General features: G+C 37.6%; 19 protein-coding genes. 12 read left to right on the top strand and 7 right to left on the bottom strand.

The genetic code is table 11. From position 1 onward, the window contains the following. Positions 1-16: 16 nt before the first annotated feature. Complete coding sequence (locus tag B9T30_RS09495) at positions 17-1,627, bottom strand: bifunctional 3-(3-hydroxy-phenyl)propionate/3-hydroxycinnamic acid hydroxylase (RefSeq protein WP_086184769.1); 1,611 nt, start codon at positions 1,625-1,627, stop codon at positions 17-19. 374 nt (positions 1,628-2,001) lie between these two features. Between B9T30_RS09495 and B9T30_RS09490 the strand changes: the two genes are divergently transcribed. From B9T30_RS09490 to pgaB, 6 genes are all read left to right on the top strand, one after another. Further along, the gene (locus B9T30_RS09490; protein ID WP_086184768.1) at positions 2,002-3,033 is read left to right on the top strand and encodes a CobW family GTP-binding protein; all 1,032 of its coding nucleotides are present in this window, start codon (positions 2,002-2,004) and stop codon (positions 3,031-3,033) included. Positions 3,034-3,075: 42 nt separating this feature from the next. Next, positions 3,076-3,606 (top strand): YaeQ family protein, encoded by a 531-nt coding sequence (locus B9T30_RS09485; protein ID WP_074944027.1) that lies wholly within the window; start codon positions 3,076-3,078, stop codon positions 3,604-3,606. A gap of 86 nt (positions 3,607-3,692) precedes the next feature. Continuing rightward, a complete protein-coding gene (locus B9T30_RS09480) occupies positions 3,693-4,316 on the top strand; it encodes an MgtC/SapB family protein (protein ID WP_086184767.1) in 624 nt (207 codons plus the stop codon). A 93-nt stretch (positions 4,317-4,409) separates the two neighbouring features. Next, on the top strand, positions 4,410-4,748 hold the full coding sequence (locus B9T30_RS09475) for an FKBP-type peptidyl-prolyl cis-trans isomerase (protein ID WP_074944032.1): 339 nt from the start codon (positions 4,410-4,412) through the stop codon (positions 4,746-4,748). 207 nt (positions 4,749-4,955) lie between these two features. Continuing rightward, complete coding sequence (locus tag B9T30_RS09470; RefSeq protein ID WP_171264150.1) at positions 4,956-6,782, top strand: diguanylate cyclase; 1,827 nt, start codon at positions 4,956-4,958, stop codon at positions 6,780-6,782. A gap of 254 nt (positions 6,783-7,036) precedes the next feature. Beyond that, positions 7,037-9,028, top strand: a complete 1,992-nt coding sequence (gene pgaB, locus B9T30_RS09465) for a poly-beta-1,6-N-acetyl-D-glucosamine N-deacetylase PgaB (protein ID WP_086184765.1) — start codon at positions 7,037-7,039, stop codon at positions 9,026-9,028. Positions 9,029-9,131: 103 nt separating this feature from the next. On the opposite strand, the gene B9T30_RS09460 is transcribed toward pgaB, so the two are convergent. Continuing rightward, a complete protein-coding gene (locus tag B9T30_RS09460; RefSeq protein ID WP_086184764.1) occupies positions 9,132-10,085 on the bottom strand; it encodes a DMT family transporter in 954 nt (317 codons plus the stop codon). Between the two features lie 337 nt (positions 10,086-10,422). On the opposite strand from B9T30_RS09460, the gene B9T30_RS09455 reads away from it, so the two are divergent. Then, complete coding sequence (locus B9T30_RS09455; protein ID WP_086184763.1) at positions 10,423-10,908, top strand: hypothetical protein; 486 nt, start codon at positions 10,423-10,425, stop codon at positions 10,906-10,908. Between the two features lie 59 nt (positions 10,909-10,967). Here B9T30_RS09455 and B9T30_RS09450 read toward each other — a convergent pair whose 3' ends face one another. From B9T30_RS09450 to B9T30_RS09440, 3 genes are read right to left on the bottom strand one after another with little or no spacing between them, the layout of a single operon-like run. Continuing rightward, positions 10,968-11,531: a TetR/AcrR family transcriptional regulator gene (locus B9T30_RS09450; RefSeq protein WP_086184762.1), complete on the bottom strand. Its 564-nt coding sequence runs from the start codon at positions 11,529-11,531 to the stop codon at positions 10,968-10,970. A 13-nt stretch (positions 11,532-11,544) separates the two neighbouring features. Continuing rightward, a complete protein-coding gene (locus B9T30_RS09445; RefSeq protein ID WP_086184761.1) occupies positions 11,545-12,447 on the bottom strand; it encodes an alpha/beta fold hydrolase in 903 nt (300 codons plus the stop codon). A gap of 35 nt (positions 12,448-12,482) precedes the next feature. Further along, entirely contained in the window at positions 12,483-13,268 is a 786-nt protein-coding gene (locus B9T30_RS09440; RefSeq protein WP_086184760.1) for a crotonase/enoyl-CoA hydratase family protein, read from the bottom strand. 224 nt (positions 13,269-13,492) lie between these two features. On the opposite strand from B9T30_RS09440, the gene pnuC reads away from it, so the two are divergent. The 4 genes from pnuC to B9T30_RS09420 all read left to right on the top strand — a co-directional run bounded on the left by pnuC (position 13,493) and on the right by B9T30_RS09420 (position 17,344). Beyond that, a complete protein-coding gene (pnuC, locus tag B9T30_RS09435; protein WP_086184759.1) occupies positions 13,493-14,077 on the top strand; it encodes a nicotinamide riboside transporter PnuC in 585 nt (194 codons plus the stop codon). 31 nt (positions 14,078-14,108) lie between these two features. Beyond that, the gene (locus B9T30_RS09430; RefSeq protein WP_086184758.1) at positions 14,109-14,384 is read left to right on the top strand and encodes a hypothetical protein; all 276 of its coding nucleotides are present in this window, start codon (positions 14,109-14,111) and stop codon (positions 14,382-14,384) included. Between the two features lie 128 nt (positions 14,385-14,512). Further along, positions 14,513-15,010: a DUF2505 family protein gene (locus tag B9T30_RS09425; protein ID WP_086184757.1), complete on the top strand. Its 498-nt coding sequence runs from the start codon at positions 14,513-14,515 to the stop codon at positions 15,008-15,010. A 246-nt stretch (positions 15,011-15,256) separates the two neighbouring features. After that, positions 15,257-17,344, top strand: coding sequence for a DEAD/DEAH box helicase (locus B9T30_RS09420; protein ID WP_086184756.1), 2,088 nt, complete (start codon positions 15,257-15,259; stop codon positions 17,342-17,344). A 189-nt stretch (positions 17,345-17,533) separates the two neighbouring features. On the opposite strand, the gene B9T30_RS09415 is transcribed toward B9T30_RS09420, so the two are convergent. After that, a complete protein-coding gene (locus B9T30_RS09415) occupies positions 17,534-17,737 on the bottom strand; it encodes an amino acid transport protein (protein WP_086184755.1) in 204 nt (67 codons plus the stop codon). A 218-nt stretch (positions 17,738-17,955) separates the two neighbouring features. Here B9T30_RS09415 and def point away from each other — a divergent pair, with 218 nt between their 5' ends. Next, the gene (gene def, locus B9T30_RS09410) at positions 17,956-18,435 is read left to right on the top strand and encodes a peptide deformylase (RefSeq protein ID WP_086184754.1); all 480 of its coding nucleotides are present in this window, start codon (positions 17,956-17,958) and stop codon (positions 18,433-18,435) included. Positions 18,436-18,535: 100 nt separating this feature from the next. On the opposite strand, the gene B9T30_RS09405 is transcribed toward def, so the two are convergent. Then, positions 18,536-18,889 (bottom strand): lysozyme inhibitor LprI family protein, encoded by a 354-nt coding sequence (locus B9T30_RS09405; protein ID WP_086184753.1) that lies wholly within the window; start codon positions 18,887-18,889, stop codon positions 18,536-18,538. Positions 18,890-19,135: the final 246 nt, after the last annotated feature.

Below are 19,135 nucleotides of genomic sequence, written 5' to 3'. Positions count from 1 at the left end.
TGATTCAGTTTATGAATTATTTTACATGCAGTTTCTTGAACAATTGTTGGCTGACCTGATCTAAAGTTTGTGGAATTGCCAGCGCTGCGACAAAGCGATCAGGACGTAAAATAACAACAGATTCAGATGTTTTACCAAACCATGTACGAATGTCAGTACCAATATCACCTAAAGTAATCACGCCTTCAAACTTTTTACGGTTTTCATTGCCAAATTGAACTTCAGGAATAATTTGAATGAATTTAACCCCTAATTTTTTCCATACTTGCATATTGGTATCGTTAATTCCCCATTGAGGATCGACTCCCCAAGCGATAATTGCAAAGTCGTTGCCAATGATGTCATCCAGTAAAACTTTTTCACCAGACTCCAGTTTTACATGCGGCTGGATGAACATTTTACCAATAGGGGATTCTTTTTTACCATCTGCCAGCAAGGCACCATCGTTATATTTAGGCATAGGTTTAAAGCGCATTTCAAGCAAATATTGCTTAATCGGTTTGATGTAATTCAATGCATAAGCAATCCCATCACGGACAAAACCTTGCCATTTTTTCGGTGGCGCAAGCACGTGACCTGCCATCACAGAAAGATCAATCATTGCTTTGGCATGGTCTTTACGTTCAACTTGGTACGAATCCAATAGATCAGGAGTTGCTTTACCTTGTACCACCAGCGCAACTTTCCACGCTAAGTTAAAGGCATCTCGCATACCACTATTATAACCTTGACCTTGCCATACTGGCATAATGTGTGCAGCATCACCCGCCAGTAAAATACGCTCGACACGGAACTTATCGGCAATACGTGCATTGTGGGTATAGACACGTTGACGAATCACTTCAATGTTTTCAGCATTCGGTAAAACTTTAGACAATAATTTTGCAATATTTTCTGGTTTGCTGAGTTCTTCTTGTGTTTCACCCGGCATCACCATAAATTCGAAACGACGAATACCATGTGGAAGTGCAGCAGACACATATGGACGTACTGGGTCGCAGCACAGGTAAATGTGCGGTGTTGCTAAAGGATCATTTTCAATGTCGATGACGATCCATTGGTTCGGTGCAGTTTTACCATCAAAAGCAATATTTAAGCTACGACGCACAATGGAGTTGCCCCCATCACAGGCAATTAAATATTGTGCATGGATGGTTTCTTGTTTTTGATTTTTGTCTTGCAGCTTTAGCGTGACACCATTTGCATCTTGGCTAAATTCATTAAGCTGACGTGAAAATAACACTTGAGTTGTTGGGTATTGTTTTAAACCTTGCAGTAAAACATTGTCGACTTGAGGCTGAATAAAAGCATTGCGACGTGAGAAACCAAATTCACGGGTCAGTGGTTGAATATCTGCGAAACAGCGACCTTTGGGGGTTAAGAAACGCATCGCATGGTTTGGTGTGGTATGTGGTAATACTTGATCGACTAAACCGAGTGATTGAATGGTACGCAAAGATTCATCATCAATCCCAATCGCACGTGGGTAGTCAATTAAATGATCCAATTGCTCAATAATCGTGACTTGTACACCTTGCTTACTTAAATAATTCGCAATTGTTAAACCAACAGGCCCTGCGCCCAATATAGCCACTTCAGTCGTATAATTCGTTTTGTTTGTGCTCACAGCGAATATCCATTCAATTCACGATAATGCTTATTAACGATGAATTTAAGGGGCTAAACAAGCTATGCCATAGTAGATATGTTGATTGAAAAGAAAACATGCCAAAGACCATGTAACACATCAATATATTGAAAAACATGCAATAATTTTAAAATCAACCATACGATTTTTTAAATGAGTAATCATTTTTTTCTATGACTCATAACAACCTTCTTACAGATGAAAAGGCTTTGAAAACGGATAAATGAATTTGAATACGTTGCCATCTGGTAAGGAAGAAATTAAAGTGGAAACATTCAGCAAATCCTGAGCGTGATTTGCGCTGATGATGACCTGAATTATTGATGTCCACTTGAGCCAAAAGCGAGTAAGTTTTGAAACTGATTTCTCCAACGCAAGCCGTACCTACTCATATTATTTCTGGATTTTTAGGCGCTGGAAAAACCACTTTGCTTAAGCATTTGCTTAGCCAAAAGCCAGAAAATGAAGTCTGGGCAGTGTTGATGAATGAGTTTGGGCAAATTGGGGTCGATCAGCAGATGTTACCGCAAACCCAAGGCTATGAAGTCAAAGAACTTTTAGGAGGATGTTTGTGTTGTAGTAGTCAATTACCCATGCAAATTGCTTTATCGCGACTATTGTCAGAGACCAAACCAAACCGATTGTTTATTGAACCGACGGGTTTGGGACATCCTGCACAATTGCTAGAACAACTGACCGAACCGCATTGGCAGCAAAGTATCGCAATGCGTGCTTTGGTAACTGTGGTGGATGGTTCACGCTTACATGATCGCCAATGGACTGAGCAAAATTTGTATGCCGACCAATTGAAAGCTGCGCAAATCATTGTGGTTTCTCATGCAGATCGTATGGATTTTGCCGATGAGCAAGCCTTAGAGATCTTAAAGACAGAATATCAGGCCTATGCACAAACTTGGCTTAGGAGTGGGCAAGCGGATATTGCCCTTGAGCAGATTGATCAGCCGTATATCGGGACTGAACGTAAGATTCAACCTTTATTGAAAATTCAAAAAACACTGCTTGCAGGACAAACTTTGCCTGAGATTAAACAGTTGCCTTATCATTATGTCGAAACGACACAAGGGTATAGCGTGGCAGGTTGGAAATTACCCAAGCGTTGGCTCTTCGATTTTTATCCATTATTAGATTTGCTTTGTGAGCAACAAAATTGGCTGCGTATTAAAGGTATTTTTCATACCAATCAGGGCTGGAAAACCTTTAATTTTAATCCGCAGCAATTTAATTATCAGTCTTCAGAAGAGGGGATTGATAACCGCATTGAAATTATTGTGCAAGATCAGCGCGATTGGCAACACTTTGAAGATCAATTATTTCAATGTCAGTTGAATGCAGATAATACGGATAAAACAACTCAGCAAATTTAGTTCAAATCTTATATGCTAAGCGCCAAATTTGAGGACTTTTTTATGGCGCTTAAAGCAACGATTTATAAGGCTGATTTGAATATTGCCAATATGGATGATCATCAATATGCTGATTATCAGCTGACGATGGCTTTACATCCGTCAGAAACGATTGAGCGCCTGATGGTACGTATTTTGGCATATGCTCGTTTTGCTGATGAAGCTTTAGAATTTACCAAAGATTTATTTGAAACCAATGAACCTGCTTTGTGGGAAAAAGACTTAACGGGTCAATTGATTAAATGGATTGAAGTCGGTAGTCCAGATGAAGATAAAGTTAAAAAAGCCAGCGCACGCTGTAAACAAGTTGCTGTGGTGACGTATGGTTCGGCTGTTGATGAGTGGTATAAGCGCAACAGTAAATTAAAAACCATGAGTAATGTGCAAGTCTGGAAGCTCTCTACAGCAACGACAGAGGCTCTGCCACAATTATGCGAACGCACCATGCAGTTACAATTAAATGTGATGGATGGCGAATGGACCTTGATTGGTGATCAGGCACAAGTGCTGGTTGAATGGGAACAGTTACAGTAAATCATTTCAGGATGCAGGTTTAGGCTTGCATCCGAATAGCAAAATTGCGTATACCTTAAAAACAAGAATTTAAAACAGGTAGATTAATGGATCCTGATTTATATCATTTGCTGATTGCGCTTGGTATTGGTGCAATTATTGGTGCAGAGCGTGAGTATAGAAGTAAATCTGCGGGCTTAAGAACCATGATTATGGTCAGTTTAAGCTCGTGTTTGTTTACGATTCTGTCATTAAAAATTGGTGTGGAAAATCCTGATCGCTTAGCCGCCAATATCTTAACGGGGCTGGGTTTTCTAGGGGCTGGTGTGATTTTTAAAGATGAAAATCGCATTTCAGGGATTACCACGGCCACCACCATTTGGATGACGGCTGCATTGGGCATGGCTGTGGGTGCGGGCTACGAGCTGTTAAGTCTGTTGGGGACGTTGATTGTTCTGATCGTGTTAATTTTTTTAATTTATGTGCAAGAGCATATTGAGTCACTCAACCAAGCACGAACCTATCGGATTGTTTGTGAATTTCAACAAAAAACATTAGATCAGTACGAAGACTTATTTAAAACTTATAACATGAAGGTTGTACGCAGCGCACAACATAAAACAGCACATAGAATTAGAGGTCGGTGGATTTTAATTGGTTCAGCTGAAAATCATAAAAAATTGACGGCTTATTTACTCAATGATGCCAATATTGAAGAACTGAGTTTTTAAATATTGCAACATTCAAATGCGAAGGAATTCAACAGACCCTAATCCAGTTTATACTATAGATTGAAAACATAGCTGTAGGTTGGGTAAATGACGATGTCGAATGAATTAGAAATTATTGATTTAAAAGTAGGTGAAGGCAAAGAAGCGGTCAAAGGTGCACTGATTACCACCCATTACACAGGTTGGTTAGAAGATGGAACCAAGTTTGACTCATCTATTGACCGTGGTAATTACTTTGAAACAGTGATTGGCACAGGTCGTGTGATTAAAGGTTGGGATCAAGGCATTATGGGGATGAAAGTGGGTGGGAAACGTAAATTACTGGTTCCTGCACATTTGGCTTATGGTGAACGCAAAATGGGTAAAGTGATTCCTGCCAACTCAAACCTTATTTTTGAAATTGAGTTGTTTGATGTAAAAACACGTGATTAAGAGCATTGCATGCTTTGATTAAAAAATATTCTACAAGAAACAAGGATGAATCTTGTAGATAATGAAAAAAGTTAGTTGAGTTTTATTTTTTTATCGTTACATTAAAGTATAGCTAAGCGTAATTTAAGGATGATTCGCTTTTTGTTTAAAATAAAATATTTAATACATTTTTTTAAGTTTTTTCTTTTGGCATGTTTATGCTTATTCATGTGGCAAAAATACGCATGTGCACAATATGAAGCTGCGTCTGAGTCTTATTACTTACATCAAAAATTAATTAATCAGGTCGATTTTACCGACAAGACCACCAGTCCATTGAATGGGCTGTGGCAGTATTATCCTGAACAATTGATCATTAAACCCAGTTCAGTCTTAAAATCAGAAACAGTACAGTTACCGATTTCTTTTAAAGCACTGACTGGAACCAATCAAACGTATGGCACATTTATTGGGCATTTTAAAATGCCGAAACAATATCTTGGGCGGCGTATCGCAATTTTTATTCCAAATCAATATGGTGCTTATCGTATGTACTTAAATGGAGATTTTCTACTCCGTTTAGGTGAAGTCGGTCGGAATGCAAAGAGCCATCAAACAGAAAATGCACCTAGAATTGCTTTTTTTGTCGTGGATAAAGAATATTTCACCATTACCATGCAAGCCTCAAATTTTAATCAGTTGCATGGTGGTTTAGAAAACCCCATGCGAATTGGCACCTCTATAACAGTCAGTCGGCAATTCCAACAGTTGATGATGAGTATAGGCTTGGTTTGCGGTGCAGTATTGGGGATTGGGATATTCACCTTAATGTTTTCAATTTTTCAAGGTGTCATTGGGCGCAGTAACATTAGAGTATTTATCTTTGGTATTTTTATCCTATTTTTAGCCTTACATAATTTATTTTCAGCACCGTATGCTTACACTGCATTTACAGACATTAGTTGGCTGTGGGGGGCACGATTAGAATATCTGTTTACTTATTTAGCAGTGGTATTTTTTCTGAGTTATATGTTTTTACTCAATCAGCGCTATTTGCACCCGATTGTGTATTTTGCTGCTATGGTTTTGCTGACGATTGATATTGTAATCACAAGTTTAACCGTACCAGAAGTATTTCAGCATTTCGCATTTTATAGTTTCATGTTTAGCCTTGTGGTGATTTTAAATTTTGCCTATGGTTTTTATTTAATTCTAAAACATAAAGAACCATATTCTACAGTCAATTTATGGGCGGTCATTTTGTTGTGTGTCACTTTTTTACATGACTTTTTATTGACGCTTAATTTAATTGATTCTTTTAATCTTTCATTTATTTCCACCAGTTTTTATGCGCTGCTGATTATGTTCCAACAGGCAAAAAATTATGCCCATCATACGTCTTATATTGAGCAATTGAATGATAATTTAGTAGAGCTGAACAGTTCTTTAGATCACAAAGTACAACAACGTACTTCACAATTGCATCAGTTAAATGAAAAATTAGCACGGCAAATTCAAATTGATGCATTAACAGGGGCATTTAACCGTCGTGCTTTGAATAATGAAATTCAGCGTTTATTTATGCTGACTCAAAATCACACCAACAGTACGTTGACCTTTGCCATGTTGGATGTAGATTATTTTAAAAATTATAATGATTACTATGGGCATTTAAAGGGTGATGCCATTCTGAAAGATTTGGTTACGGTGATACAACAGGCTTTACCCGAATCGGCCTATGTGGCACGTTATGGTGGCGAAGAGTTTGCGATTATTTTGCATGATGTGCCACATGCCGTGGTGCTAAATGTTTTACAGCAGGTGCTCAATGCGGTCAGAAAAAACCACTTTGAACATTTAAATCGACCCGATAAAAAGCAATATGTGACTTTAAGTATGGGCATTGCGTGGATAGATCGAGAGCATCAATATGTAGATATTCATGAATTAATGAAAGCTGCGGATATGCAACTCTATGCTGCGAAGCATGCTGGGCGAGATCAATATCAAGCGCATAATGAGATAAATAAAGCGAGATGTGCCAAACAAATTTAAAGATGCCTTTCGCGCTGCGGATGATTAAAAATACACAAATGAAGATTGGCAAATCACTTATAAAATAAGCTATTGTTGTTTTTTAACATGTTTGTTTCTTATAAAAATAGTCCTTTAATATTTATTTCAGTTTGGCTTGATAAAAGTGATGTTGCAATAACGAGAGACCATACATCATGCAAGGGAAAGCTCAACATGTTATTGATGGACGATGAGTGTTGTTCAGAGAATAAATAATTTTTGAGTACCATAAAATGAAGACTCGCTTGCTTTCCACTTTGCTTTCAATCTCACTTTCTGCTGTTTTATGGCAGCTTCCTCATTTGGCTTGGAGTGAAACCTTAGCGCATAATCCGACACTGACCGTCATTGGCTATCATGAAATTACCAATCGTAAAAATGCACTGATTCCTGAATATGCCGTAAGCACGACACACTTTAAACAACATATCGCGTGGCTCAAAAATAATGGTTTTCACTTTATTAGTGTCGATCAGCTGATTCAAGCGAATCAAGGTCAAGCCCCGTTACCCGCGAAACCTGTTTTATTGACCGTAGATGATGGTTATGCGTCTTTTTATCAAAATGCCTATCCGATTATTAAAGCCAATAACATTCCTGTTGTATTGGCAGTGGTCGGTTCATGGTTAGAACCGAAAGAAGGGCAAAACATTGATTTTTCAGGCAAACAGATTCAGCGTAATGAAATGCTGTCTTGGTCAGAATTGAAAGAGATGCAAGACAGTGGTTTGGTCGAAATCGCCAATCATAGTTATAACTTACACCGTGGGATTTTAGGCAATCCACAAGGCAATCTTGAATCTGCGGCAGTCACCCGTTTATATAATCCTCAAACCGCACGTTATGAAGATGATCAGCACTATCAACAACGGATTTTTGATGATTTAAAACGAAATAACCAGTTATTGACAGCGCATGGTTTGAAAGCACCACGGGTCATGGTGTGGCCTTATGGTCACTATAATATGCAAACCGTGAACATTGCGAAACAGCTGGGTATGCCGATTACCATCAGTTTGAATGATGGTGCAGATTCGGCTAAAAGTTCATTGGGGCAACTGAACCGTATTTTGATTGAAGGTGATATGAGTCTCACCGATTTGGCGCAGGAAATTAAAGATCGTCAGCAGAATTTAGGCGATAATAATCGCCCACAAAAAATTATGCATATCGATTTAGACTATATTTACGATCAAGATCCTGCGCAACAAGAACGTAACCTTGATCATTTACTGGATCGTATTGTAGAGGTGGACGGAAATACCGTGTATTTACAAGCCTTTTCCGACCCCGATGCCAATGGTTCTGCGGATATGGTGTATTTCCCGAATCGTTATTTACCCATGCGTGCAGATTTATTTAACCGAGTCGCATGGCAAATTCAGAGCCGTACCCAAGTCAGCCGTATCTATGCTTGGATGCCATTGTTGGCATGGGAATTACCAAAAAATAATCCTGCTGCACAGGATATGGTACAAACTCAAGCAACACAGGACGCTAAACATTTAGATATGGGCTATCATCGCCTCAGTCCATTTTCAGCCGATGCACGAAAAACCATAGCAGGTATTTATACCGATTTAGCCAAATCTGTGCCATTTAACGGCATTTTATTTCACGATGACGCGACGTTGTCGGATTATGAAGATGCCAGTCCTGACGCGATGCGGGCTTATGCTTCCATTGGCTTACCGAATGATTTAGCTAAAATTCGTAGTAATGATGCAGACTTACAAAAATGGACAGCCTATAAAACCAAGTACCTCGATGACTTTGCGATGCAGCTTGCCAGTGAGGTACGTCAGTATCAGCCCTTTTTACTGACGGCACGAAATTTATATGCACAAGTTGCATTGGAACCTTATGCAGAAAATTGGTATTCGCAGTCATTGGAACAGTCTTTAAAGCGTTATGATTTTACTGCCATTATGGCAATGCCTTATATGGAACAAGCACCGAATCATGATCGGTTTTATCGGGATATTGTGAAACATGTGAAGCGCTTCCCGAACGGGATGAAGAAAACGGTATTTGAATTACAAACGGTCAATTGGCGCACCAATGAAAAAATTCCATCAGAGGAAATGGTGACCACCATTCAGTCTTTATATAGACAAGGGGTAATGCATGTGGCTTATTATCCAGATGATCCTATTCAAGATCATCCAGATACCGAAGAGTTACGTCAAGTCTTTGAACTGAAATCAGAAGATCTTGTTCCTTAAAGCAATTTTATCGGTCAATGCTGCTGCATTTTTGGCATTCTGCGAGATTGCCTTTAACCCAAAATTATCAATGATCCCGAGTTTAGATCAAACTCGGGATTTTTTAGGCTTTACTACGGACTTGAAACGAATAGAGGGCTAAACCCAAACAGAGTAAAAGCAGCCCTAAAATTAAATCTGGACTTAATTGCTCCTGATTTAGCCAACTGCCCCAAACAGTCGCAAGCACGGGTGTCATGATGGTAATGAGCATCAGTGTGGTCGGACTGACTGTGTTGAGTAAGGCATAATAAAAAATCATCGCCAGCACAGATGAAAATAAAGCACTATAGATGAGAGCAATACTGCTTTGTAAGGAGGGTAACTGAACAGGCATATCCGACCAGAAAAAAGGCAACAAACAACAATAGCCAATCCATGATACTAGGGTTGCACCTGTCATTTGGCTGATTGGATGGATGCTCGCATTGACAGATCGAACTGCAAAAGCAGAAAGGACATAAAGCAGCATTGCAATCAGTTCTAAACCCACGCCCAAATAGTTCAGTGTAAAGTTTTGAGAACCGAATCCGAGTGCGAAAAATAGTCCAAATATGCCGAGCATTAAACCCATCCATTGATAGGCACTAAAGGTTGCACTTTTAAAAATATAAATGGTCATTAAGCCTGAAAGCAATGGGGCAATACCATAGATCATTGAAATAATGGCTGAAGGCACTTTGGATGCGCCCATATAGCAAAAAGCCATGGAGGCAAATAAGCCAATTGCACCTGCGGCATAGCTGAGTAATGCTTGCGGATGAACGGGTATTTTGATTTTAAAGTAAGCCTGACAGATGAAGGCGATTGCAATAGCCAAGCTAAATCGAATAAATAAACCCCACGCCCAATGAATTTCATTCACTGTCCAGACGGCTGCAAGTGGTGTCAGCGACCAAATCAGCACAACAGTAATAAATTGACCGGTTGTAGCGAGGCGTGAGTTTCGATTTAAAGACGCTGCAACCGGATCGCACAGTGGCGAGGATAAGTCTTTTGAATTGAATGGATTACTCATTGGTTATGTCCTTATTTTTTGGCAATAAAAAAGGCCGCTATTGAGGCGACCTGAAGTGATTTTATGCGGTGATGATTATTCTAAACAATGATCACGGTACAAATTCCAAGGCACCTCGTGTAAAAAGTCCACACGTCGTGAATGGGCCTTGTTGACTTGAATGTCCAAAGCAAAACAATTCACAAGCGGCTCTTGAGGGTATGGAATAGTGAACATGTAGAAAAAATCGAGAAATGAATATTTTTTATAGCATAATATTTTAAAAATTGTATAAATTTTATTCAAATTGTTTTATATACTATAAAAATAACAACTATTTACTCGTGAGAGTGACGCCATGCTGAAAGTACTCATATGGTTGTGTTTTTTCATTGTGTTGATTGGATTTTGGAAAGTATTGTTTAAAATTCATATACATCGACATTTTCAGCAATACCGAAAGCAGCAACAAGAAGATTTAAATAAACCTAGAGCCACTTCTATTGGCGAAATACCCCTTGTCGTTGAAGCAGCTATAGAAGCAGTGGAAGAATATGAACAGCAGCTTTTTGATGATGTCTGCGAAATCTTTTTTGACCAAAAACGGACTGAACGAAATTTGAGTCAAGCAATGTCCGTTCAAGAAGGTGTACTGAGAAAAATGCCTGCAAAAACTCAGAACCAAATTCGTAAACTTGATTTAAGTGAATGGTCTATTTATTGGACTTTTCACGATCAGTCTTTGGAATACTATGTGGGGGGTTATGGGATATTTTATACACATGTTGACCGTTTTGGAGATGAGCATAAATTTGAAATGAAAGATGAACATAGCCACGTTTAATAAAACCGACTCGCTTGAGTACCAATACTTTTAGCTAAAGGATGAAATGCTCTACATCTTCATATGGTTGATAACTGTTTTAAAATTCTGAGCTTGACCTGATCAAGATAAAAGCTGTCGTCATTTAGGCGGTACATTAAAATCGCACCTTCATAATCGGCTACGCTTTGTTTGGCTAAGATTTTGGCGTCATGATCGCTTAGTTGAACTTTAAAGAATTGGTAAAATGCCATTTCCCAATCCTGAAAAATGCTGCGAATTTTTTCTAAAATATCGACAGATTGATACAGTGCTTCGATAGAAAGAATCCCCACCAAACAGCCTTTAACCCCATAACTAAAAAATTCTACCGCACGTTCATGTATCTGTTCAAAATGCTCAACAGTAGAAAGTGCTTTATTTTCACTGAGTTTAAATAAATGCGTCTTTAAATATTGCTGGGTGAGTTCGAGTACATCTATAAGTAAAGCTTCTTTACTGGCATAGTAATAGTAAAAAGACGCTTTGGTCAGTCCACAGGCTTTGGCGAGCATGCCCATACTGGTCGCTGCATATCCATACGTCTTAAATTGTAAGGCGCATCTATTGAGAATTTGCTCTCGGCTAAGTTTCTGTGGACGCATTTATTTGAAGTCTCTATCCATTTGTTGTGGCAATGAGGTCATGAAAGGAATGTAAAATTTCATCCCAGATTTTTTCTGAGCCTTTACGGAAATAACCCATATGCCCAATTTCTTTTAAGCCATAGTCTGAAGCTGAAATATTAATAAATTGCATGGGTGCATTGCTGTAATGTTGCATAAAAGCATGGCGTGAATTGGGTAAAGCCCAATCATCATCCAATGCAGATACTGCATAAATAGGGGTTTTCACCTGAGCATATTGTGCAATTAAGGCATGTTGTTCAGGGTCAGCAAAGAAATAAGTTGGATTTTTACACCATTTTCGCCATTGCTGATAGACCCCAATCGGTAAATCTGCCCCCATATTCAGTTTGCTCCACGGTAAATAGCCTGTGACTGCAACCATAGGTGGGAAAATAATATTCCAGATCACCTGAACTTTCATTTTTTCTTTAAAAGGCATATAACCATGCCAGCCTGCGCCCGTACCAAAGCAATACATTGCAGTCACTTTAGTATGGTTGGGCGCTAAACCCAGTGCTTGTCCACCATAAGAATGTCCCACCATAAATAACGGAATCTGATCCTGTGCCAGAAAATCAATCGCCGCAGCAAGGTCTAAAGCCCCCCAATCAAGGTAAGACATTTTAAAGCCTTTGAGCTGCTTCGGAGCAGAAAGTGCCACACCACGATAATCAAAGGTCAGCACTTGATAGCCAAACTGTGTGGCATATTCAGCAAAGCGACGATAAAACGCTTGTGGAACACCTGTGGCGCTAGACAACACGATATTGGCTTTTATGCCATGTTCTGGTGTGTAAAGTGTGCCAATAAGCGCATAACCATCGCTTGTGCTAAAAGGTTGTGTGGCAACGCTAAACTGCTGTTTTTGTCGGTTTTGATTTAAATTGGGCATAACGAACTCATTTTTTATGTAGATTTAGACTCAAATTATTGACCTTTAAATTGTGGTGCACGTCGTTGCAGCATGGCCATTACACCTTCTTGTACATCTTGGGTTATTAACAAGGGGGTGAGGTGTTGTTGTAAATGAGAAAATGCGACTTCTGTACCATATTCAGCGGCTTCTTTGGCAGAGGCAAGGGTTGCTTGTACTGCAAGCGGTGCAGCTTGAGCAATGCGTTCAGCCAATTCAATGGCACGATTGAGCGGTGCTTCAGGGGTCATTTCATTGATCAGATTTAAATTGAGTGCTGTTGCTGCATCAAAAGCATCGCCCGTAAGCAAGTAGCGCATGGCTTTTGACCAACCCGCAGCCTGTACAAAACGGGCTGTTGCACCGCCAAAAGGTAAAATGCCACGTTGCACTTCCATTTGGGCAAATTGAGTATTGTCTTGTGCGATGACAATATCCGCATTTAACATCAGTTCTATTCCTGCGGTATAGCAAAAGCCTTGTACTGCAACAATCACCGGTTTTTTACGTTTGCGTCCGCTGGTTCCCCATGGATTGATATGATGTTCATCATAATTGAAGATACCGCTACTGAGCTTGGGCTGTAATTCGACCAAATCTAGGCCTGCGGTAAAGTGATCGCCGTGCGCAAAAATGATGGCACAGCGTAATTCAGAATGGTCTTCATATTCCGTTAAGGCCAGTGATAAGTCATGAATAAGATGACTATCAAAGGCATTTCTTTTTGTCGCACGGTCGAGTCCTATTAAAAATACAGACCCACGAATTTCACGACTGACTTTACCTTGTTGTTGTGACATTTTTATTCTTCCAGATTGATCATTTTTTATATTTTTAAACGATCGTTAGAAAACTGTCAAATCTGTGCAGTCAAATTTTTGAGTGATATTTGTATTTACAAAGTGTTATGGGAGAAGGGGATCGTGATGCACAGCGAGTTAACAGACGAATCGGCATAATTTATCTTGCGTTCAGCGCCATTTTTTTCATAATAGCGGCACTATTTATACTTTTGTTTATTGCTATGTCACCTTTAGAAATTATTGCGGTCATTATTAGTGTTATTGGTGTGACATTAACGGTTAAACGAAATATGTGGTGTTGGTGGTTTAACTTTGCGGCATTTGTTTTATATGCTTATTTATTTTATGAATTTAAGTTGTATGGCGAAACCATCTTGCAGTTCTTTTTTATAGTGGTGAACTTTTATGGTTTCTATCATTGGTTCAAAGGTAAACAGCAAGATCATGAAATTCGCATTGAACCGATTGCTAAGAAAACAGTCATTTTCCAAATGTTGTTGGCAGCGTTAGGTGGTTTAATTTTCGGTTTAACTTTAAAACATTTTACCGATGCTGCTGTACCAATGCTTGATTCACAATTAGCTGCTTTTAGTTTGCTGGCAACCTATTGGACCAGTCGTAAACATATTGCCACTTGGGTACTTTGGGTTTTTGTCGATATTGTTTATGTGGGCATGTTTATTTATAAAGATTTATTCCTGACTGCGGGTTTATATGCGGCTTTTGTTGGTTTGGCAGCTTTTGGTTGGTGGCAGTGGGAACAAGTGAAAAAGAAACAGGCGCACAGCCATTTTAAGGGGGTATAACCTATTTTAGGCTGCACTTGGATGAATAAAAATGCTGATTGATTTCATACAATCTCAATTGACACAATTTGATGAAATGGCAGCACGGATTCAGGCTGCACCTGAAAAATATATCAATTTTGATTCGGTCTCAGATTTTTATAAAGCCAAATGGCTAAATGATTTTCCAAGAGGAACCACATGGTCAGCCACAGGTCTAGATGATGGCGCTGAACAATTTTATGCAATCATTGAGTATCGGAAGCATTTTGTGAGTATTTCCTGCACCGAGAAAATTGAAATACGCTGTGGCATTCATCCAGAATAGTTTTGTATACTCGGTCAATGACAGCATGACTAAAATTCAATTAAATAAACCGCGCTAAAATATGCTAGATCAGTGCTGATCTAATGGTTTTAAGATATTTAAATAATTAAAAAATAAAGGATAGTAACATGGCACATCGTTTTACCGTCAATGCCACCATTCATGGTGTTTCTTTGGATGAGTTTCGTCGTTTAGCAGCAGACCCAGAGATGCATGAGGCTGTTTGTAAACGTATTCCGGGAGAAAAATTAGAAATTTTAGAATCGCAAATTGTGGGTGATATTTACACTTTAAAGCGTGCTTATAATTTGGATGTCAATATTCCAGATATTGCTAAAAAGCTGCTGAAAGATGCATTTCGCTTAAAACGTACAGATATTACCAATCTAGATGCTTTGACTTCGACCGTTGAATTGGGCGCAAATTTACCTTTAGAAGCACAAGGTGAGCGCTCTGTTACAGGGAATGCGCAGCAAGTGAATATTCAATTAGATTGGACCATTAAAATTAAAGTGCCATTGATTGGTGGCTTGCTAGAAAAACATGCTGAAGGTGAAATTCGTAAATTTAGTGATTTGGAAATCCAAATTGTTGAAGATGAATTAAAGAAAAATTTAATAGTTTAATTTAAAAGACTAAGTTATTTAAGCTCGTTCTTTCTCTTGCTTAACTAATCGAATCGCTCTTATTTTTGTAAAATAAGGGCGATTTTTTTATAGAAAATAATGCTCATTTCTACTGAATAGGTTTATTTATTTAAAAAGTTATAAGTAATACACGGAGAATAATTTGAATAAAATTAAATGAAAATTATTGATAAAATTCACATTTTGTCCATAATGTTTCTACTCTTTAGATAAAAAAGTGATCACGTGGCAGAGTTAATACCTTCAAGTGTACGGCATTTAAAATCGGCAACGTCTGGAGAGAGAAAAGTTTATCAGTTGCTTGCAGATGCTTTTCAAGATGATGCTGCGATTATCTGGTATGAACCGAAGGCTTTAGGACGTTATACGGATTTTATTGTCTGGTTACCTGAACATGGTTTATTGGTGATCGAAGTTAAAGACTGGTCTAAAGATAGATTTATAAGTCTTAACCCAGAAAATTTTATGGGTACTTTTTATGATAAAAATAATGCAGTAGTTTCTGTACAAAATCCTGAGCAACAAGTCCGAAAGTACATGCTTAATGTATTGAATCAATGTAAAAAATCGGCATTATTTACCCATACTGCTGGACGTTATAAAGGGCATTTAAAATTTCCTGTTAGTTTTTGTGTAGTTTATACAGAGTTAAAACGACTTGAAGCTGAAGAAATTGAATTATTATTACCTGCAATTACAACAGAACATAAAGTTTTATTTAAAGATGATTTAAAAGTAAGAAAAACCAATATAATTGAGGATCAGCAGCATTTTAAATCTCAATTATTTCGTGCCTTTAATGGTATTAAATTTTCATTTCCGCCATTAAGCTATGCTGAAGAAAAGGCATTACGCTATATGATTTTCCCCGAAATTCGGGTCAATAATTTTGAACAAGATGATCTATTTTATGCTGAACCTCAGGCAATTAAAGCATTAGATATTGCTCAGGAATTAGTTGCAAAAAATATTGATGATGGACATCGTATTTTAAAAGGAGTCGCGGGAAGTGGTAAAACGCTGGTTTTAGCTTGTCGTGCGAAATACTTAAAAACCATTTATCCAGATTGGAAAATTTTAGTTGTTTGTTATAACAACTCTTTATGTAATCACCTGAAAAGTATGTTGGGTGAGGAATATCAAGATAAAATTGAAGTACGTAATTTTCATGCCGTAGTTAAACATATTACCCAAGCAAATTTACAGTTTAAGCCTTTTGAAAAACAGAATGATTATAATGGTCGAGTAGGACAAATATTACTCGATTATGTTGATCAGCAAAAAATGTTAGAACAGCAATTCTATGATGCTATTTTAATTGATGAAGGGCAAGATTTTGCCCAAGAATGGATTTTAGGTTTAACGCGTTTAGTGAAAGATGACTCGGATAATATTTTATTTTGTTATGATCCAGCACAAAATATTTTTAACCGTGCAAAACCAAGTTGGAAATCTATAGGTTTACAAGTTCAAGGTAAAAGACCCACTGAATTAAGTAAATGTTATCGAAATACCAAAGAAATTTTAGATATTGCACGTAGTTTTTTAAACCCAAAATTACTTGAAAGTTTAAAGAGCCAAGATGAGTTTGACCGAGTATTAGATCCAGATACGGGAGAATGCCGTCAAGGTGAATTTCCAAGTATTTATCATCAGGATGATGTTGAACATTTAGCAGATTTAATTGCACGTAAAATCCGCTTTTTGGTTGGACAAAATATTGAAGCTCGTGATATTGCTGTATTACAAGCCAAATCAGAAGCATACGATATTTTGGCTGAGCAGCTTAAAAATAAAATTTTACATTACAGTCCACAATTAGAAGTGGATATGGTATTTAGCAGCCAAGAAAAGAAAAAATTAGATATTACTCGAAATACAATTAAAATTTTAAATGTGGAATCATCGAAAGGCTTGGAGTTTCCATATGTGTTTTTTATTGGTTTAGATCATATGCCACGTTTAGAAAGTGATAGCCGTGATTTAGATTCTGAGAAAAAGTTAGCATTTGTTGGGATGACGCGTGCACAATTGCAATTGTTTATTTTAGGACGTGAAGATAAGGGCTTTTTAGCTGAAGTAAAGCAGTTGCATGCAGAAGCAAAAAAATTATTAGAACCTGAGCAAGTACCTTTGACTGAGGATTTAGAAGATAGTTCTATGATTGGAAAAGTATGGACAGAAGATGAAGAAGTTAAAATGATTGATGCGTTTATGATTGAAAAACTATCAATTAAAGCAATAGCACAGCTACATCAGCGTAAAGAAGGCGGTATTCGTTCACGTTTGAAAAAGCTACGTTTAATCGACTAACTTGTTTAAGTTCAAGATGTAAATTAAACATCTTTAAGATAAGCACAGATTTTATTGTATCCCAAAGAGGGAGGTACTTTTTTTAGAATACATGAGTCTGATTCAAACTTGTTGTTATGCATCATGGCAGTAAAGAATGAGATGAGACATAGTATCTATATACAATACATGGCATGTTTCTGTCGCGGTTTAAAGTCGAATAAAATAAGGCAAGATTGAGAGCAGTATACCTATAGATGTCAACATTGCTGTATTTTCAATGAAGTAGGGAAAGATCATCAGCACTAAACCACAGACCAAAGGCACAGTCACTTTTTGTTTTTTACCATAAATAAAATAGCCCAAACCTATAGAACTAAAAAGAACGCCGAGCAAAAGTTGAGTAGTGTTCATCTTTATTATGCTTATGTGGAATTGGGCTTATTATAAAGTAGAAGATTAAATTTAGCTTAAATGATGATGCTTTTTAGGGTAAATATAAAATCAATAACTGTTGATTCATTTTGAATATGATCGCCTCAAAATAATATAAAAAAGATATGCTTAATATTGAAGGAACGTTTGTCTTATTAAAATTTGACATGGTTAAATTGAAATAGAGGAAAGAAAACATGAGTGCAATTTTAGCTGTAGCACAGCGTGGCGAAGTTATTTTAACTTTAAAAGCTGCATCAGTTGTAGAGTCGGAATTGAATAGTTCATGGTTAAATGAACTAGCCACAGCCATGCAAGCCACCATGCTTGAACGTAATGGTGTCGGTATTGCAGCGCCACAAGTGTATGTATCTAAACGCATTATTATCGTGGCTTCACGGCCAAATTTACGTTATCCCGATGCACCCGAAATGGATGCTGTGGTGATGGTCAATCCTGAAATTTTAGAACAGTCTGAAAGTACCATTTTAGGTGAAGAAGGCTGTTTAAGTGTGCCTAATGAGCGTGGGCAAGTGGCTCGGTCGGAAATGATTAAGCTGAGATATTTGACGTTACAAGGTGAGTCAGTTGAAGCCGTATTTCATGGTTTTCCTGCACGGATTGTTCAGCATGAAGTTGATCATTTGAATGGGGTGTTGTTTGTGGAGAAAGTTTAAAAATTATTTTTTTAGAATATTAGGGGAAATTTTAGAACCCTATTTTTTCAAAATAGGGTTAGAGAAGATAGTTCATACTAAATCATTATGAACTCAGATTTTATTCTAGATCCTTTAATTGTTTAATACGTTCTTGTGTTAAATCAGCATTACATGAAAGTGTAATAAGTTTTGAACCTGCGCCTTGAGCTTGTGTGGCAAAGTAAGCGACGAGTTCATCACAGTGTGTGTTTTTATAGTTTAGCCATGATTTTTGTGAATTTTCTAAAGCCTTTTGACCCGTGGTATCTAAAGACTTATAAAGTTTTTGATAACTTTTGTTCAGTTTAGTTTTGTCTATCTTGAGCTGTTGCTCATAGCAATCAATGCTCTCATAAACATTCGCATTTTTACATTCTGCAAAGGTAAAGTTTGAATATAAAATTAAAATAAGAAAAGAAACACTTTTATTCATTATTAGTTTTAACCATTAAATATTGTATTCAAGATTTTACTAAAAAAATTAGTATTTCGTAATGTTAAAGCCCTACATTTAATAGATCTCTTTCATAAATCAAAACATAAACCTCTTTTTGTTGATTATCTGTACCGTAAAATTCGCAGCATTCAGGTATGAAATATATCGGCTTAAAAAAGATTTTTGACACACAGTATTAATGGTTGAGCAGCATAAAACAACATGTTCCAGAGAAAGGCAGAG

Source organism: Acinetobacter sp. ANC 4973 (assembly GCF_002135275.1).
GTDB lineage: Bacteria > Pseudomonadota > Gammaproteobacteria > Pseudomonadales > Moraxellaceae > Acinetobacter > Acinetobacter kyonggiensis.
The sequence above is the reverse complement of the archived record's forward strand: the minus strand, read 5'-3'. Positions and strand labels throughout refer to the sequence as shown.

What these genes read in the sequence shown, in the direction of transcription:
- B9T30_RS09485 (WP_074944027.1), top strand. Translation starts at nt 3,076, where the DNA reads ATGGCGCTTAAAGCAACGATTTATAAGGCTGATTTGAATATTGCCAAT.
- B9T30_RS09480 (WP_086184767.1), top strand. Translation starts at nt 3,693, where the DNA reads ATGGATCCTGATTTATATCATTTGCTGATTGCGCTTGGTATTGGTGCA.
- B9T30_RS09475 (WP_074944032.1), top strand. Translation starts at nt 4,410, where the DNA reads ATGTCGAATGAATTAGAAATTATTGATTTAAAAGTAGGTGAAGGCAAA.
- B9T30_RS09470 (WP_171264150.1), top strand. Translation starts at nt 4,956, where the DNA reads ATGTGGCAAAAATACGCATGTGCACAATATGAAGCTGCGTCTGAGTCT.
- pgaB (WP_086184765.1), top strand. Translation starts at nt 7,037, where the DNA reads ATGAAGACTCGCTTGCTTTCCACTTTGCTTTCAATCTCACTTTCTGCT.
- B9T30_RS09460 (WP_086184764.1), bottom strand. Translation starts at nt 10,085, where the DNA reads ATGAGTAATCCATTCAATTCAAAAGACTTATCCTCGCCACTGTGCGAT.
- B9T30_RS09455 (WP_086184763.1), top strand. Translation starts at nt 10,423, where the DNA reads ATGCTGAAAGTACTCATATGGTTGTGTTTTTTCATTGTGTTGATTGGA.
- B9T30_RS09450 (WP_086184762.1), bottom strand. Translation starts at nt 11,531, where the DNA reads ATGCGTCCACAGAAACTTAGCCGAGAGCAAATTCTCAATAGATGCGCC.
- B9T30_RS09445 (WP_086184761.1), bottom strand. Translation starts at nt 12,447, where the DNA reads ATGCCCAATTTAAATCAAAACCGACAAAAACAGCAGTTTAGCGTTGCC.
- B9T30_RS09440 (WP_086184760.1), bottom strand. Translation starts at nt 13,268, where the DNA reads ATGTCACAACAACAAGGTAAAGTCAGTCGTGAAATTCGTGGGTCTGTA.
- pnuC (WP_086184759.1), top strand. Translation starts at nt 13,493, where the DNA reads ATGTCACCTTTAGAAATTATTGCGGTCATTATTAGTGTTATTGGTGTG.
- B9T30_RS09430 (WP_086184758.1), top strand. Translation starts at nt 14,109, where the DNA reads ATGCTGATTGATTTCATACAATCTCAATTGACACAATTTGATGAAATG.
- B9T30_RS09425 (WP_086184757.1), top strand. Translation starts at nt 14,513, where the DNA reads ATGGCACATCGTTTTACCGTCAATGCCACCATTCATGGTGTTTCTTTG.
- B9T30_RS09415 (WP_086184755.1), bottom strand. Translation starts at nt 17,737, where the DNA reads ATGAACACTACTCAACTTTTGCTCGGCGTTCTTTTTAGTTCTATAGGT.
- def (WP_086184754.1), top strand. Translation starts at nt 17,956, where the DNA reads ATGAGTGCAATTTTAGCTGTAGCACAGCGTGGCGAAGTTATTTTAACT.
- B9T30_RS09405 (WP_086184753.1), bottom strand. Translation starts at nt 18,889, where the DNA reads ATGAATAAAAGTGTTTCTTTTCTTATTTTAATTTTATATTCAAACTTT.